Origin of the sequence: Streptomyces sp. Act143, from assembly GCF_003143935.1 — a bacterium.
GTDB lineage: Bacteria > Actinomycetota > Actinomycetes > Streptomycetales > Streptomycetaceae > Streptomyces.
The window spans coordinates 725,631-740,759 of the sequence record NZ_QFRX01000001.1 but is presented as its reverse complement, the minus strand read 5'-3'; the positions used below and the strand labels follow the sequence as shown (position 1 = coordinate 740,759).

The 15,129-nt window shown below is 74.4% G+C and carries 12 protein-coding genes; 6 read left to right on the top strand and 6 right to left on the bottom strand.

The window, feature by feature from the left end:
• Window positions 1-39: 39 nt before the first annotated feature.
• Window positions 40-2,373 (bottom strand): heavy metal translocating P-type ATPase, encoded by a 2,334-nt coding sequence (locus tag DI272_RS03220; RefSeq protein ID WP_109493606.1) that lies wholly within the window; start codon window positions 2,371-2,373, stop codon window positions 40-42.
• A gap of 27 nt (window positions 2,374-2,400) precedes the next feature.
• On the bottom strand, window positions 2,401-3,285 hold the full coding sequence (locus DI272_RS03215; protein WP_109493605.1) for a universal stress protein: 885 nt from the start codon (window positions 3,283-3,285) through the stop codon (window positions 2,401-2,403).
• Window positions 3,286-3,585: 300 nt separating this feature from the next.
• On the opposite strand from DI272_RS03215, the gene DI272_RS03210 reads away from it, so the two are divergent.
• A complete protein-coding gene (locus DI272_RS03210; protein ID WP_109493604.1) occupies window positions 3,586-4,476 on the top strand; it encodes a universal stress protein in 891 nt (296 codons plus the stop codon).
• Window positions 4,473-7,136 (top strand): cation-translocating P-type ATPase, encoded by a 2,664-nt coding sequence (locus DI272_RS03205; RefSeq protein WP_109493603.1) that lies wholly within the window; start codon window positions 4,473-4,475, stop codon window positions 7,134-7,136. Before DI272_RS03210 ends, DI272_RS03205 begins: the two co-directional genes overlap by 4 nt.
• Before the next feature lie 33 nt (window positions 7,137-7,169).
• On the opposite strand, the gene DI272_RS03200 is transcribed toward DI272_RS03205, so the two are convergent.
• From DI272_RS03200 to DI272_RS03190, 3 genes are all read right to left on the bottom strand, one after another.
• The gene (locus DI272_RS03200) at window positions 7,170-7,874 is read right to left on the bottom strand and encodes a response regulator transcription factor (RefSeq protein WP_109493602.1); all 705 of its coding nucleotides are present in this window, start codon (window positions 7,872-7,874) and stop codon (window positions 7,170-7,172) included.
• A 111-nt stretch (window positions 7,875-7,985) separates the two neighbouring features.
• On the bottom strand, window positions 7,986-8,648 hold the full coding sequence (locus DI272_RS03195; protein ID WP_109493601.1) for a CBS domain-containing protein: 663 nt from the start codon (window positions 8,646-8,648) through the stop codon (window positions 7,986-7,988).
• Between the two features lie 48 nt (window positions 8,649-8,696).
• Complete coding sequence (locus DI272_RS03190) at window positions 8,697-9,161, bottom strand: cyclic nucleotide-binding domain-containing protein (protein ID WP_109493600.1); 465 nt, start codon at window positions 9,159-9,161, stop codon at window positions 8,697-8,699.
• Between the two features lie 241 nt (window positions 9,162-9,402).
• Here DI272_RS03190 and DI272_RS03185 point away from each other — a divergent pair, with 241 nt between their 5' ends.
• A complete protein-coding gene (locus DI272_RS03185; RefSeq protein WP_109493599.1) occupies window positions 9,403-10,326 on the top strand; it encodes a carbamate kinase in 924 nt (307 codons plus the stop codon).
• A 10-nt stretch (window positions 10,327-10,336) separates the two neighbouring features.
• Here DI272_RS03185 and DI272_RS03180 read toward each other — a convergent pair whose 3' ends face one another.
• Window positions 10,337-12,058 carry a SulP family inorganic anion transporter gene (locus DI272_RS03180; protein WP_109493598.1) on the bottom strand — a complete coding sequence of 574 codons (1,722 nt, stop codon included), beginning with the start codon at window positions 12,056-12,058 and terminating at the stop codon, window positions 10,337-10,339.
• Window positions 12,059-12,243: 185 nt separating this feature from the next.
• Between DI272_RS03180 and DI272_RS03175 the strand changes: the two genes are divergently transcribed.
• The 3 genes from DI272_RS03175 to DI272_RS03165 are packed head-to-tail and all read left to right on the top strand — an operon-like array spanning window position 12,244 to window position 15,090.
• Entirely contained in the window at window positions 12,244-13,149 is a 906-nt protein-coding gene (locus DI272_RS03175) for a universal stress protein (protein WP_109493597.1), read from the top strand.
• 37 nt (window positions 13,150-13,186) lie between these two features.
• Window positions 13,187-14,209 (top strand): zinc-dependent alcohol dehydrogenase, encoded by a 1,023-nt coding sequence (locus tag DI272_RS03170; protein ID WP_109493596.1) that lies wholly within the window; start codon window positions 13,187-13,189, stop codon window positions 14,207-14,209.
• A 5-nt stretch (window positions 14,210-14,214) separates the two neighbouring features.
• Window positions 14,215-15,090 (top strand): universal stress protein, encoded by an 876-nt coding sequence (locus tag DI272_RS03165; protein ID WP_109500658.1) that lies wholly within the window; start codon window positions 14,215-14,217, stop codon window positions 15,088-15,090.
• Window positions 15,091-15,129: the final 39 nt, after the last annotated feature.

The following is a 15,129-nucleotide window of genomic DNA, read 5'->3' as shown; positions in this document are numbered from 1 at the left end:
TCGGCGTGCGAGAGAAGGGACCGGGGAGCGGGAGAAAGATCAGGGCGCGAGGGAGAAGTAGTTCTCCTCTTCCTGGACGAAGTGCAGGCGCAGGACGGTGTGCAGCCCGTACAGGCAGGCCCGCAGGTCGTCCAGTTGCTCCGGGGTGGGGGAGCCGTCCGGGCCCGCAAGGTCGAGATGGGTGGCGATGCGGTGGGCGAGGCGGTCGATCTCGGCGTGGGCGCGGCTCATCGGGGCCGTGGCCTCGGGGCCGCCGAGCGTCGGCGCGAGCGCCGGGTACAGCTGGTGCTCCTCGGCGTGCTCGTGCGGCAGCAGCCGCTGGGTGAGCAGCCGGTGCACCTCGGCCACCGGGGCCAGGGACGCCGGGCCCGCGCTGTCCGAGAGCTGGTCGGCGGCGGCGCGTACCGCCTCCAGCACGTCCTGAAGGTCGTCGTGTTCGGCGGCGAAACGATGGATGAGCGACTCCGCGGACGGGGTGAGCGCCGGCCGGTCCGGCCGGTCGTCGCGCAGGGCGCGCAGGGCGTTGAGGATGACCGCGGCGTCGATGCCCTCCTGGAGCAGGGCGCCGACCGCCGGTGCCAGCAGCCCGGCGGCGGCCGCCGCCATCGCGGCGAGCGACAGCAGCATCCCGCCGAGCGCGCTCTGCACGGCGATGCGCCGCGACCGCACGGCGATGGCGACCGCGTCGGCCAGCCGGTCCACCCGGTCGGTGGTCAGCACGATGTCGGCGGCCTCGGAGGAGGCGGTGGAGCCGCACGCGCCCATCGCCACACCGATGTCGGCGGCGGCCAGGGCGGGGGCGTCGTTGACACCGTCGCCGACCATGACGGTGACCGCGCGCCCGCGCTCCGCACGGACCGCGTCGACCTTGTCGGCGGGGGACAGCCCGGAGCGCACCCCGTCGAGTCCGAGGACGGCGCCGACCTCGCGGGCGGGGTCGGCGCGGTCACCGGTGAGCATCACCAGCCGCCCGATGCCCGCCGCCCGCAGCCGGCGCAGGGTGCGGGGCGCGTCGTGGCGCAGCGGGTCGCGCAGCAGCACGGCGCCGACCGGGCGGGCGTCGACGGTGAGCCAGACGACGGTCGCCCCGTCGAGGACGGCCCGGTTGTCGGCGGCGCGGGCCCAGCCCGGTTTGCCGGTACGACCGTCCAGGCGGCCCACGCCCATCCGGCGTCCCGCGACGGTGCCGACGGCACCGCGGCCCGGTTCCTCCGCCACGTCCACGGGGACCGACAGCCGCAGCCCCCGTTCGCGGGCCGCGTCCACGACGGCGCGGGCGAGGACGTGCGGCGAGTACTGGTCGAGCGACGCCGTCAGCCGCAGCACCTGCGTCGGCTGCCAGCCCGGTGCCGCCACCACGTCGATCACCCGCGGCCGGCCCACGGTCAGGGTGCCGGTCTTGTCCAGCAGCAGGGTGCGCGCCCGCCCGAGGTTCTCCAGCGCGCCGCCGTCCCGGACCACCACGCCCAGCCGTGAGGCCCGCGACAGACCGGAGACCACGGCGACGGGTGCCGCCAGCAGCAGCGGACAGGGTGTGGCGACCACCAGGACCGCCACCGCCCGCACCGCGGAACCGCTGACCAGCCACGCCAGTCCGGCCGCGGCCACCGACAGCGGCAGGAACCAGGCCGCGTACCGGTCGGCCAGCCGCACCACGGGAGCCGACTCCGCGCCGGCACGCCGGGCCAGGCGGACGATCTCGGCGTAGGTGCTGTCCGCGGCGGTCGCCGTGGCGCGCACCTCGAAGGCGCCGCCCGCGTTGACGACACCGCTGCGGATCGGCTCGCCCGGCGGCCGGCGCACGGTCAGCGGCTCGCCGGTGAGTACCGACTCGTCGAGTTCGGCGGCCGAGCCCACCGCGCGTCCGTCCACCGGCACGACCTCGCCGGGACCGACGACCAGCAGATCACCGACGGCGACCTCGGCCAACGGCACCGTCCGCACCTCCGTGCCGGTGCGGCGCCGGGCGGTGCGCGGCGCGTGCGCCAGCAGGGCGCGCAGATCGCGTGAGGCCCGCCGCCGCGCCGCGGTCTCCAGGGTGCGGCCGGTGGCCAGCATCAGGGCGATCAGGGCACCGGCCAGGTACTCGCGCACGGCCAGGGTGCCGCCCAGGGCCAGAACGGCGATCAGGTCCACGCCCGCCTTGCCGCGCCGCAGCGCCTCCAGCACCCAGCCCACCGCCGGCACGACGGCGACGACCGTCCCCAGCGCCCAGCACAGGTCGGCCGGCCCGGTCGCCCCGGCCAGGCGGAAGATCCCCCCGACCGTGAGCGCGACGGCCGTGTCCGCGAGCAGCAGTGTCTCGAGCGACGGCACGCGGGACACGGTCGCCCCCAGCCGGCGCAGCTCCTTGCTCCAAGGCGTACGGTCCATGACGGCCCTCCCCCGCGTCGACGGTGTTCAGTCGTGCGGCACCACGGCGACCGGGCACGGCATGTGGTGCAGGGCCGCGTGCGCGACGGGGCCGAGCTTCCAGGTGACGCGGGACGGATGCCGGCGGCGGCCCACCACGGTCAGCCTGCTGTGCGCGGAGGCGGCCAGCAGCACCTGGGCCGGGGCGCCCCGGTCGATCCGCTGCTCGAGCTCCACATCCGGGAACTTCTCCCGCCACGGGGCGAGTTCGGCGGCCAGCCGCCCGTGCTCCACCGCCTGCCAGGCCTCGTCGCCCGGTTCGGTCAGCGCCTGCGGATGCGTCATCAGGGACGACAGCGGCAGCGCCCGTACCGCGAGCACGCGCGTGTGGTGCAGCTGGGCGGTGGTGAGAGCGAACTCCAGCAGCGGGGCGATGGTCGGCCCGTTGTGCTGCACGCCGACGACGATCTCGCCCCGGTCGTCCGCCGTGGGCCGCCACCCCTCCGGGACGGCGGGGTCACCGGCGCGGACCACCACGGTGGGGCAGTGGGCGAGCCCCAGGACGTGCAGGCTGATCGAGCCGAGCAGGAAACTCGCCACCGAGCCGTGTCCGCGGGAGCCCAGCACCAGCAGGGACGCCGTCTCCCCGGCGGCCAGCAGCGCCTGGGCCGCAGGGTCGGACACCAGCTCCGAGGTGACCGACAGACCGGAGTGGCGGTGCAGCAGCTCGGCCTCGGTGCGCTGCAGCACCTGTCCGCCGTAGCGCTGTTTGCTGAGCGCCTCCTGCGGTACCGGCACGTTGAGCGGCTGGGTGGTCCAGGAGTGGAGCAGCAGCAGCGGCAGACCTCGGTCCACGGCCTCGCGGGCGGCCCACCACGCGGCGGTCACGCTCGCGGGCGATCCGTCCAGCCCTACGACGACAGGTCCGGTCATCACGCACCTCCGGTTGTCGGCGCGGCCCCTCTGCCGACGCGGCCGCGCGCGTGCTCCCCCTGCTTTCAGCGTCCGAGCGCGGCGCCGGGCGGGCGAGGGCCGGATGGGGCGTTCCGCTGGCCCGGACGGCCCTGTGCGCGGTAGGCCGGCGGGCCGAGGCTGGGAGGACGAAGGAGTGACGAGGCGAGAACCGCCCGGCCGTCGCATCGGCGCACAGGATGCCCGGCCACGCGCACCTGCCCCCGGGGGGAGGCCGGACAGGGGCTCGCGCGGGCAGGGCAGCCGGAGAAGGGGAGAGCGATGAGCGGTCCCGTCGTGGTGGGAGTGGATGGTTCACCGTCGAGCCTGACGGCCGTGGCCGTCGCGGCGCGCGAGGCCGTGCTGCGCGGCGTGGGGCTCCGCCTGGTGCACGCCTTCGGCTGGCCCGCCGCCCACGTGCCGCCCACCGGTGCGGCGCCCTGGACCCCGGGCGCCGCCGGTCTGCGCGAGCTGATCGACGGCACGCTCACCGAGGCCGAACGGCGCGCCCGGAAGGCCGCGCCCGGCGTGGCGGTGGAGCGTGAGGTCGTCGTCGGTGAACCGGTGCTGGTCCTGGAGGCCGAGTCCCGGACCGCCTCGCTGGCCGTCGTCGGCAGCCGTGGCCTGAGCCGCTTCGGCAGCCTGCTCCTCGGCTCCACCGCCGGTCACCTCGCCGCGCACGCCGCCTGCCCGGTGCTGGTGGTCCGCGGCCGTCCCCGCCCGGCAGGGCCGGTCCTCCTCGCCGTCGACGGTTCCCCCGCCTCCCGCGGCGCCGTCGAGTTCGCCTTCGCCCAGGCATCCCTGCACAGCACCGACATGATCGCCCTGCACATCTGGAACACCCGCACCGAGCGTGCCTACGACGGCCCCGCCGACCCGCCCTTCGTGACCTACGACGAGGACCGGCTGCGCGACGAGGAGCAGCGGGTGCTCTCCGAGGCACTGGGGGGACTGCGAGAGAAGTACCCCGATGTCGCCGTCCACCGCAGGCTGGTGCGCGGCCGTGTCCGGCACAGCCTCATCGAGGCGACGTCGGAGGCCGGGCTCCTTGTGGTCGGCGCACGCGGCCACGGCGGATTCGCGGGGCTGCTCCTCGGTTCGGTCAGCCAGGCCGTGCTGCACCACGCCGACTGCCCGGTCGCCGTCGTCCGGTCGGGGGAGGAACGGCCGTGAGCGCCCCCTCGACCGTCCCGGCCCTTCCCGAAGTCCACCAACTGGACGCCGTGGAAGCCGCCGCCCGCCTGGGCGTGGACCCGGCGACCGGTCTGAGCGCGGCAGCGGCCACCGAGCGCGCGGCCGACTGCGGCCCCAACCGGCTGGCCGAGCCCGCCCGGCGGCCCGAATGGCTGAAGTTCCTCGACCAGTTCCGCAACTGGCTCATCGGCATCCTGCTCATCGCCGCGGTCGTCGCCGGAGCCATCGGAGACGTCAAGGACGCCCTGGTCATCACCGTCGTCCTGCAGATCAACGCCGTCCTCGGCTACCTCCAGGAACGCCGCGCCGAGCGCAGCCTGGAGGCGCTGCGCAGGATGCTCGTGCCCACCGCCCGGGTCCGCCGCGACGGCGAGGAACGCCTCGTCGAGGCGCACACCCTGGTCCCCGGCGACGTGGTCCTGCTGGAGGCGGGCGACCGGGTGCCGGCCGACGGACGGCTGACCGTCGCCGAGTCGGTCGAGGTCGCCGAGGCGGCCCTGACCGGCGAGTCCCAGCCGGTCGCCAAGAACACCGCCGCGACCGGCCCGGTGCCCCTCGCGGAGCGCACCGGCATGCTGTTCATGAACACGGCCGTCACCCGTGGCCGCGCGGAGATGGTCGTCACGGCCACCGGCATGCGCACCCAACTCGGCGCGATCGCCGAGTCGTTGCGCACCGGGCCCGAACCGGCCAGCCCCCTCCAGATCCAACTGGACAGCCTGGGACGGCGCTTGGCGCTGCTCAGCGGCATCGCGGTCGCCGTCTACGCGATCGTCGCCCTCGTCGAGGGCGAGTCGCTCGCCGACCTCGCGCTGCGGGCCGTGGCCCTGGCCGTCGCCGCGATCCCCGAGGGCCTGCCCGCCGTCCTGGCCCTCACCCTCGCGCTCGGCGTGCACCGGATGGCCCGCCGCGGGGCCATCGTCAAACGGCTCGCCTCCGTGGAGTCGCTCGGCTCGGCGACGGTCGTGTGCAGCGACAAGACCGGCACGCTGACGCTCAACGAGATGACCGTCCGGGCCCTTTGGACGGCCGGCCGGCTGCACGAGGTCACGGGTGAGGGGTACGGCACCAAGGGTGTCGTCCATGGTGCCGAGGGCCCGGCCGGGCGGCTCCTCGACGCGGTGCTGCCGTTCGTCCTCTGCAACGACGCCCGCCTCACCGACGAGGGCTATGTCGGCGACCCCACGGAGGCCGCCCTCGTCGTCCTCGCCGCGAAGGCGGGCATGGACGCCGACGGGCTGCGGGCCGAGCTGCCGCGCACCGGTGAGCTGCCCTTCGACGCGGCCACGAAGTTCATGGCCACCTTCCACACCGACCCCGACGGCCGCACCCGCGTCCACGTCAAAGGAGCGGTGGACGTCCTGCTGGAGCGGTGCGCCGAGATCCTCACCGAGGACGGCGTGCGCCCGCTGGACGCCGGGCAGCGGGCGAGGGTCCTCGCCGTCACCGCCGAACTCGGCGGCTCGGGCCTGCGGGTGCTCGGCGCGGCCACCGCGGTCACCGACGACCCGCCGGACGCGACGGCACTGCCCCCGCTGACCCTCGTGTCGGTCGCCGGGATCGCCGACCCGCCGCGTCCCCAGGCCCGGGACGCCATGGCGCTGTGCCGTTCGGCGGGCGTCGCCGTGAAGATGGTCACCGGCGACCACGCCGACACCGCGGCGGCGATCGCCCGCGAACTCGACATCGCCGGGGACGTGGTGACCGGCGCCGAGCTGGACCGGATGACGGAGGCCGAGCTCGCCGCGCGCATCGACGGCATCGGGGTGTTCGCCCGGGTCGCCCCGGAGCACAAGGTGGTGATCGTACGAGCCCTGACGAGCCGCGGCCACATCGTCGCCATGACCGGCGACGGGGTGAACGACGCGGCCGCGCTGCGGGCCGCGCACATCGGTGTCGCGATGGGCCGCACCGGCACGGACGTGGCCAAGGAGGCCGCCGACGTGGTCCTCACCGACGACGACTTCTCCACCATCGTGCGGGCCGTCCGCGAGGGACGGGCCATCTACGACAACATCGTCAAGTTCGTCCGCTTCCAGCTCGCCACCAACATCGGCGCCATCCTCACCCTGCTGGGCGCCTCGCTGGCGGGCCTGCCCGCCCCGCTGACCGCGGCCCAGCTGCTGTGGATCAACATCATCATGGACGGGCCGCCCGCCATGGCCCTGGCCGTCGACCCGGCCCGCGACGACGTGATGCGGCATCCGCCGCGCGACCCGGCGGAGCGCATCCTGGACGCCCGTCGCCTCATGGCCATCACCCGGGCCGGTGCCGTCATGGCCCTCGGCACGGTGGGCCTGCTCGCCCTGGCCCGCGACCGGGTCGGCACGGACACCGCGCTGACCATGGCCTTCACCACGTTCGTGCTGTTCCAGCTCTTCAACTCGCTGTGCGCCCGCGCCGACGACGGCCCCCTGCTGGGCCGCCACCAGCTGCGCAACCGCACCCTGTGGCTGTGCCTGGCCGGCATGCTCGCCGTGCAGGTGGTCGCCGTCCACGTGGCGTGGGCGCGCACGGTCTTCGGCACGGTTCCGCTGGACGCGGGGCAGTGGGCCCTGTGCCTGGGCACGGCGGCGACGGTGCTGCCGGTGGAGCTGGCCGCGCGGGCGGTACGGCGGCCGGCGGGACGCGCGGCCTGACGTGGCGTCCGGGGCGACCGCGAGGCCGGCGGATCAGCGGGCCGGGCGTTCCTCGGCCCCCTCCGGATGCTCCAGGTGGGTGGCGAGCACCGCCGCCTGCACCCGCCGCTGCACACCGAGCTTGGCCAGCAGCCGGGAGATGTGGTTCTTGACGGTCTTCTCCGACAGGTACAGCCGCTTCCCGATCTCCCGGTTGGTGAGCCCGTCGCCGATCAGCGCGAGGATCTCCCGCTCGCGCGGGGACAGCCCCGCCAGCTCCGGCGCCTCCGCCGGGGCCTCGACCGGCTCGGTGCGCAGCGAGCGCATCAGACGGGCGGTGGTCGCGGGGTCGAGCATCGACTGGCCGGTGGCGACGGTGCGCACGGCGGACACCAGGTCCGAGCCCTTGATCTGCTTGAGGACATAGCCGGACGCGCCGGCCATGATCGCGTCGAGCAGGGCCTCCTCGTCGTCGAACGAGGTCAGCATCAGCACCGCCAGCTCCGGCATCCTGCTGCGCAGCTCACGGCAGACGGTGATGCCGTCGCCGTCCGGCAGACGGACGTCGAGAACGGCCACGTGCGGCCGTACGGCCGGGGCACGGACCAGGGCGTGCTCGGCGTTCGCGGCGTCGCCGACGACGGAGATGTCGGGCTCGGCGTCCAGCATGTCCGCCACGCCGCGCCGGACGACCTCGTGGTCGTCGAGCAGGAAGACACGGATCGGGTCCTGTGCCGAAAAGGTGCGTACCTCGGTCATGTCGGCCCCTAGCTCACGGGTGAGTGACGGACGGCGCAATTGTCCGTGAAACGATCGTCACCCGCCGGGGCCGACTTCACCAGGGCCGACCGGCCCCAGTCCCGCGCAGGATCAGTGAAGATCCGCTTCCTCGCCGTGGTCGAGCCGGAACTCGATGTCCACGACGCCCTCCACCGCGCGGACCAGCCGGGCCGCCACCGGCACCAGGGACTTGTCGCGGACCCGGCCGCCCAGCCGCACGACGCCGTCGTGCACCTCGACGCGCACCGCGTCCGCCTGGGTCGGGAACAGATAGACGACGACCTCCCGCCGCACCTCCTCCGCGATGTCCTCGTCGTCGCGCAGGAACACCTTGAGCAGGTCGGCCCGGCTGACGATGCCCACCGGGCGTCCGTCGGCGCCGACGACGGGCAGCCGCTTGACCCGGGCCCGCGCCATGGTGCGCGCGGCCTGCGCGAGCGTCACGTCGGGCTCCACGGTCAGGGCGGGCGCGGTCATCAGCTCGCCGGCCGTCACCGAACCGGCCTTCGCCAGGTCGGCCAGCCGGCGCAGCTGGGTGTAGCGGTCGGGGTCGCTGTCGCGGAACTCCTCCTTGGGCAGCAGATCGGCCTCGGAGACCACGCCGACGACCCGGCCGCCGCCGTCCACCACGGGCAGCGCGCTGACCTTGCGGTCCTGCATGGCGCGCACGATGTCCTTGAAGGCGGCGTCGCGGCGCACACAGGCCACGTCGCGGGTCATCACGTCACTGACGATGTGCGGGGTTCCGGACACGGTGACTCCTTGGTACGAGATCGGTACGAGATCGGCACGGGGGCCAGGTCAGCGCATTCCGCCGCTGCCGTAGGGGCCGTACAGGTCGAGCAGCCGGGTACGGGCCGACTGCAGGCGATGGGCGACGACCTCGCCGACCCACCGGGCGATCGTCCGGCCGAACTCCGGGTCGTCCTCGCACATCCGGCGCACGGCGGCCGCGTCGAACTCGTAGGCGCGCAGCGGCGACGCCGTTCCCGCGCCCAGGTGCCAGATGTACGGCGGGTACAGCCAGGACCAGCCGACGAGTTCGTTGTGCCCGAGGGACTCGATGACCGCGGCCCGCCGGCCCGGCACCCGGATGTCCAGGTCGACCGTGCCGGTGCGGACGATCCAGAACCGGTCGGCGTGGGCGCCCTCCTCGAAGAGCCGGACGCCCTCGGGGAAGGCGACCTCACGGGCGATCTCCATCAGGCGGTCCCGGTGCGCGGCAGGCAGCGCCCGCGGCATGCTCGTCGTTGCGGGTGCGTTCATGGCGTGCCTCCAGACAGTCGTGTGCCGCACGGGCCCGGGACGGTGCGCGCGGGCCGCGTGGACGGCATACGGAGCTACCACCACCAGCGTGGCCTTCCCGCCGGGACCGGACCATGGGCCACCCGGCCCCGCCGCAGGGCCGGGCGGCAGTGCGTCGATGCCGTTCAGCACCCTGTGGACAGGGTCCGGAACGCCGTTCGATGGGACGAGCTCCACCGGACCGCGAGCGAGGAGTCCAGCCATGCGTATCGTCGTCGCCCTCGGCGGCAATGCCCTGCTGCGCCGCGGCGAGCGCCCCGACGCCGACGTCCAGCGGGCGAACGTCGTCCGCGTGGCCACCGCCGTCGCGGCCCTCGCCCATGAGCACGACCTGGTCGTCACCCACGGCAACACCCCGCAGCTCGGCCTGCTGGCGACCGAGAGCGTGGCCGACCGGTCGCTCGTCGAGCCCTACCCGGTGGACCTGCTCGGCGCCCAGACCCAGGGCCTGATCGGCACCCTCCTGGTGCGCGGTCTGCAGGACGCGCTGCCCGGGCGCCGGGTCGTCTCCCTGCTCACCCACACCCAGGTGCGCGGCGACGACCCGGCGTTCGAGCGGCCCACCGAGCCGGTCGGGCCGGCCTACCCGGACAAGGTCGCCGACTTCCTGGCGGCCAAGCACGGCTGGACGATGATCAGCACACAGGGCGGCCGGCGGCGGGTGGTGCCCGCACCGCAGCCCGAACGGGTCCTGGAGTGCGACACGGTCCGGGTGCTGCTGGAGACGGGCTGCGTGGTGGTGTGCGGGGGAGGCGGCGGCGTCCCCGTCGTCTCCGACTGGGCCACCGGAGCGCTGCGCGGGGTGGAGGCGGTCGTCGACAAGGACCTGGCCGCGGCCCGGCTCGCCGAGGAAGTCAAGGCCGACTTCCTGCTCGTCCTCACCGACGTCCCCAATGTCTACGCCGCCTACGGCACCCCCGAGCGGCGGCCGGTGCTCGACGCCACACCCGCCGAACTCCGTGCCGCCGACTACGACCCCGCCTCCATGGGGCCGAAGACGGAGGCGGCCGCCCGGTTCGTGGAGAACACCGGTCGGCTCGCCGCGATCGGCGCGCTGGACGCGGCGTACGAGATCGTGCACGGCCGTTCGGGGACGCTGGTACGGCCCGAACTGCCGGAGGCCTGACCGGAGCCGGTCAGTGTGCGCCCTCCTGCCGGGCGCACCAGGCGCGGTACGCCGCCACGGCCGTCGGCAGCGTCGGGAAGATCAGCTCCCGGCCCACCGAGGCGACGAGCCCGTACGCCTCCAGGTCGTCCAGCAGATCCTGCTTCACCCGGGCGAGCGCGAACACGATCCCGCGGGCCGTGAGTTCGCGCCGCAGGGTGTCCACCGCGTCCAGGGCGGTGATGTCCACCTCGACGTTCGCCTCCGTGTTGAGGACGAACCAGCGGACCGGGCCGGTCTGTTGCTCGACGGCCGCCAGGGCGCGGCGGTGGAAGTTCTGGGCGTTGGCGAAGAACAGCGGGGAGTCGTAGCGGTAGACGAGCAGCCCGGGGACGGTCCGGGCCTGCGGATAGTCGTCCACGTCGTGCATGCCGGCCACCCCGGGCACCAGCCCCTCCACCGCGTCGTGCGGCCGGGCCACCCGGCTGAGCAGCTCGGCGACGGACAGACCGACGGCGACCAGCACCCCGTACAGCAGATCCAGCGTGAGCACGCCGGCCAGGCAGCCGACCGCCAGCAGCAGTTCGCGGAGCCGGAAGGAGGCCAGGCGCGCGAAGCCCGACAGATCCATCATGCGAACCGCGGCGTACGCGACGAGCGCGCCCAGCACCGCCGACGGCGTACGGGTCAGCAGCGGGCTGAGGAACAGCAGCACACAGAGCACCGCCACCCCTGCCACCAGCGAGTACGCCGGACTGCGGGCGCCCGCCGAGGAGGCGAGCGCGGTGCGGCTGGCGCTGCTGCTGACCGGGAAGCCCTGGAGCCAGCCGGAGCCCAGATTGACGGCGCCCAGGGCCAGGAACTCCTGGTCGGCGTCGAGGCCCGGCCCGGTCTCGTCGCGGGTGACGAAGGCGCGGGCGGTGAGCACGACGTCCGTGTAGGCGACGAGGAGGACGCCCAGGGCGGGCAGCACCAGGCGCGGCAGTTCGGTCAGGTCGGGGGCCGCGAAGGCGGGCAGGCCCGAGGGCACGTCACCGATCACCTTCAGGCCGTGGCCGTCGAGGTCGAAGACGGCCACGGTCGCGGTCCCGAGGACCACGGCGAGCAGGGGGCCGGGAACGGTGCGGAACAGCCGGGCGACGGTGAACAGGAACACGAGCGTGACGGCGGAGAAGATCGTGGTGGCCGGGTCGAGCTGTCTCAAGTGGTGTGCGAAGGACCATAGTTGCGGAAAGAACCCCGACCCCGAGGTGCCGACGCCGGTCAGCCTCGGCAGCTGGTCCACGATCATGATCAGGGCCACCCCCGCCAGGTACCCGATGAGGACCGGCCGGGACAGCAGGTCGGCGACGAAACCGAGCCGCAGCAGCCGGGCCGCCAGGCACAGCAGGCCGACCGTCACCGCGAGCGTCGCGGCCAGCGCGGCGTAGCGGCCCGGGTCCGCTCCCGCCAGGGGCGCCACCACCGTCGCCGTCATCAGGGCGGTCGTCGACTCCGGGCCGACCGACAGCAGCCGCGAGGAACCCAGCACCGCGTACAGGCCGAGCGCCGGCAGGATCGCCCACAGCCCGGCCACCGGCGGCAGCCCGGCCACGCCCGCGTACGCCATCACCTGAGGCACGAGATAGGCCGCCACCGTGACCCCCGCCAGCAGATCACCGCGCAGCCACGCCCGGCGGTAGCCGGCCAGCGCGACGAGGCCGGGCGCGAGCCGACGCCACTGCGGGCCGCGTCTGCCCGAGCCGTGTGACATGGGGTTCCTTTCGCCGGCTGCCTTCAGGTTCGGCGAGCGTACGCCCGGCGGCAAAGGGCCGTTCAGTCCCTCGGCCGTACCGCCCGCCGGTGGGCCGGTCGGCCCCTGGCGGGGACCTGCGGCCCCTGCTGCACCCCCGTCACCGGGGGCGACGCTGAACCCGGAAACCGACAGGAGGCAGAACCATGGTGCGCACCGTTGTCGCAGGTCTCGACGGCTCCGCCGAGAGCCGGGCCGCCGCCGAATGGGCGGCCCGCGAGGCGAAGCTGCGCGGACTGCCGTTGAAGATCGTCAATGTCTGGGAGCCCGTCCCGGACCCCATGGCCCAGGCCCCGCTGCTCGGCGCGGAGACCCAGCAGCACTGGAGCGAGCGCATCCCCCGCGAGGCAGCCGAGGGCCTGCGGCTGCGCCACCCCGGCGTCGAGGTGCACGTGGAGCAGGTGCCCGGCAGCGCTGCCGAGGTTCTCCTCCAGGCCGCCGAGGACGCCGAACTGCTGGTCCTCGGATCGCGGGGACTCAGCGGGATCGGCGGATTCATGGTCGGCTCGGTCGGCCTGTCCGTCATCGCCCACTCCGAACGGCCCGTCGTCCTGATCCGGGCCGGCGAGCAGGCCGCCGACGAGCACGAGGCGGACCCGGTCGGCATCCCGTCGGCCGCCACCCCCTTCAAGCCCGTCGTCCTCGGCCTGGACCCGCACAGCCCGAACGACACCGTCATCGGCTTCGCCTTCGAGACCGCCGCCCGGCGCGGGACCGGCGTGCGTGCGGTGTACGGCTGGAACCTGCCGCCCTACTACGTCTACGGCCTGTCCGCCGACCCGTATCTGCACGACGAGATCGTCCGCCAGCAGGCCACGGCCCTGACCGAGGCGCTGAAGCCCTGGCGGCAGAAGTACCCGGACGTCGAGGTCGCCGAGGTGTCGATGTCCGGCAGCGCCGGCAACCGGCTGGTGGACGCCGCCCGCGACGCCTGCCTGGTCGTCGTCGGCCGGCGTGTCCGGCGCAGTCCGCTCGGCGCGCACATCGGCCCCGTCGCGCACGCCGTGCTGCACCACGCCGCCGCGCCCGTCGCGGTCGTCGCCCACCACTGAGCCCCCCAACCCCCTCCACCCAGCAAGGAGTTGCCCCATGAAGGCAGCCGTCGTACGAGCCTTCGGTGAGCCCCTGGTCATCGAGGAGCGCCCCGACCCGGCACCCGGCCCCGGCCAGGTCCGCATCCGGGTCGAGGCCTCCGGCCTGTGCCACACCGACATCCACGCCGCGCACGGCGACTGGCCCGTCAAGCCCAGCCCCCCGTTCGTACCCGGCCACGAGGGCGTCGGCATCGTCGAGGAACTCGGCGCCGGCGTCACCCACCTGAGCCTCGGACAGCGCGTCGCCGTGCCCTGGCTCGGCAAGGCCTGCGGACGGTGCGAGCACTGCCTGTCCGGCTGGGAGACGCTGTGCGAGCAGCAGATCAACACCGGGTACGGCTGCGACGGCGGCTACGCCGAGAAGATGCTCGCCTGGGCCGACTTCGCCCAGCCGGTGCCCGACGGCGTCAGCGCCGTCGACGCCGCCCCGCTGACCTGCGCGGGTGTGACGACGTACAAGGCACTCAAGGTCGCGGGAGTGCGCCCGAGCCAACTGGTCGCGATCTCCGGCGTCGGCGGGCTCGGTCATCTCGCCCTCCAGTACGCGAAGATCGCCGGGGCCACCGTCGCCGCGATCGACGTCACCGACGACAAGCTGGAACTCGCCGCGGAGCTCGGCGCCGACCTCGTCATCGACGCCCGCAAGCAGGACGTCGCCCAGGTGCTCAAGGAACACGGCGGCGCACACGCCGCGATCGCCCTGGCCGTCAACGAGGCCGCCTTCACGGCCGTCAACTCCGGGCTGCGGCGCGGCGGCAAGCTCGTCATGGTCGCCCTGCCCGCGCACGGCACCATCCAGGTGCCGATCTTCGACACCGTCCTGAACGGGACGAGCGTGATCGGCTCCATCGTCGGCACCCGGCAGGACCTCGCCGAGGTGTTCGACCTGCACGCGGCCGGCCGCACCAGGGTCATCAGCGAGACCAGGCCGCTGTCGTCCGTCAACGAGTCGATCGAGGACGTGCTGCGCGGCCAGGTCAAGGCCCGCATCGTCTTCGACCTCGCTCTGGGGAGGTGAACGTGATGGAACTGCCTGTCGTCGTCGGCGTCGACGGCTCCGAGCCGAGCCTGCGCGCCGCGGACTGGGCGGCCGACGAGGCCGCACTGCGGGGTGTGCCGCTGCGGGTGGTGTACGCCTGCCGGTGGGACCGCTACGAGGGCGCCGCCCTCGCCCGGGATCTCGGCAGGCAATCCGCCGAGGTGCTGCCCCAGGACGTCGTCGCCGGTGCCACCCGACGCGTCCAGGCACGCCGGCCCGAACTGAAGGTGACCGGTGACGTCGTCTTCGAGGAGCCCGAGTACACCCTGGTGCGCGAGGGCCGCAACGCCTCCGTGCTGGTGGTGGGCACCCGTGGCCGCAGCGGCCTCGCCGAGGCGCTGCTGGGCTCCGTCAGCCTGACGGTCGCCGCCCACGCCGACTGCCCGGTGATCGTGCTGCGCGGCAACCACGACACCAAGGCCGCGCACGGCACCCACGGCCGCGTCGTGGTGGGCGTCGGCGAGGACCCCGAAGAGGCGGCGGCCGTAAGGAAGTTCGCCTACGAAGAGGCCCGGCGGCGCCACGTGCCCCTGGAGGCCGTGAAGGCGTGGCGGTGTCCCGCGCACGAGACCACCGACCACCCGCTGCTGGCCGACGCACCCGCCCGGCTGCACGAGGAGGAGGCCACGAAGGCCGTGGCCGACGCGCTGCGGGACGCTCCGCCCGACGTCGAGGTGCGGTCCCGCACGGTCGAGGGCCCCGCGCGCGGCGTCCTGGTGGCCGCCTCGCACGGCGCCGACCTGCTGGTGGTGGGAGCGAAGCGGCGCAGTGGACACCTGGGGCTGCAACTGGGCCGGGTCGCCCACACCGTCCTGCACCACTCGGCCTGCCCGGTGGCGGTCGTACCGCATCCGGTGTGAGCCGCGCACACGCCGCGCGGTCCCGGACCCCGGTCCGTG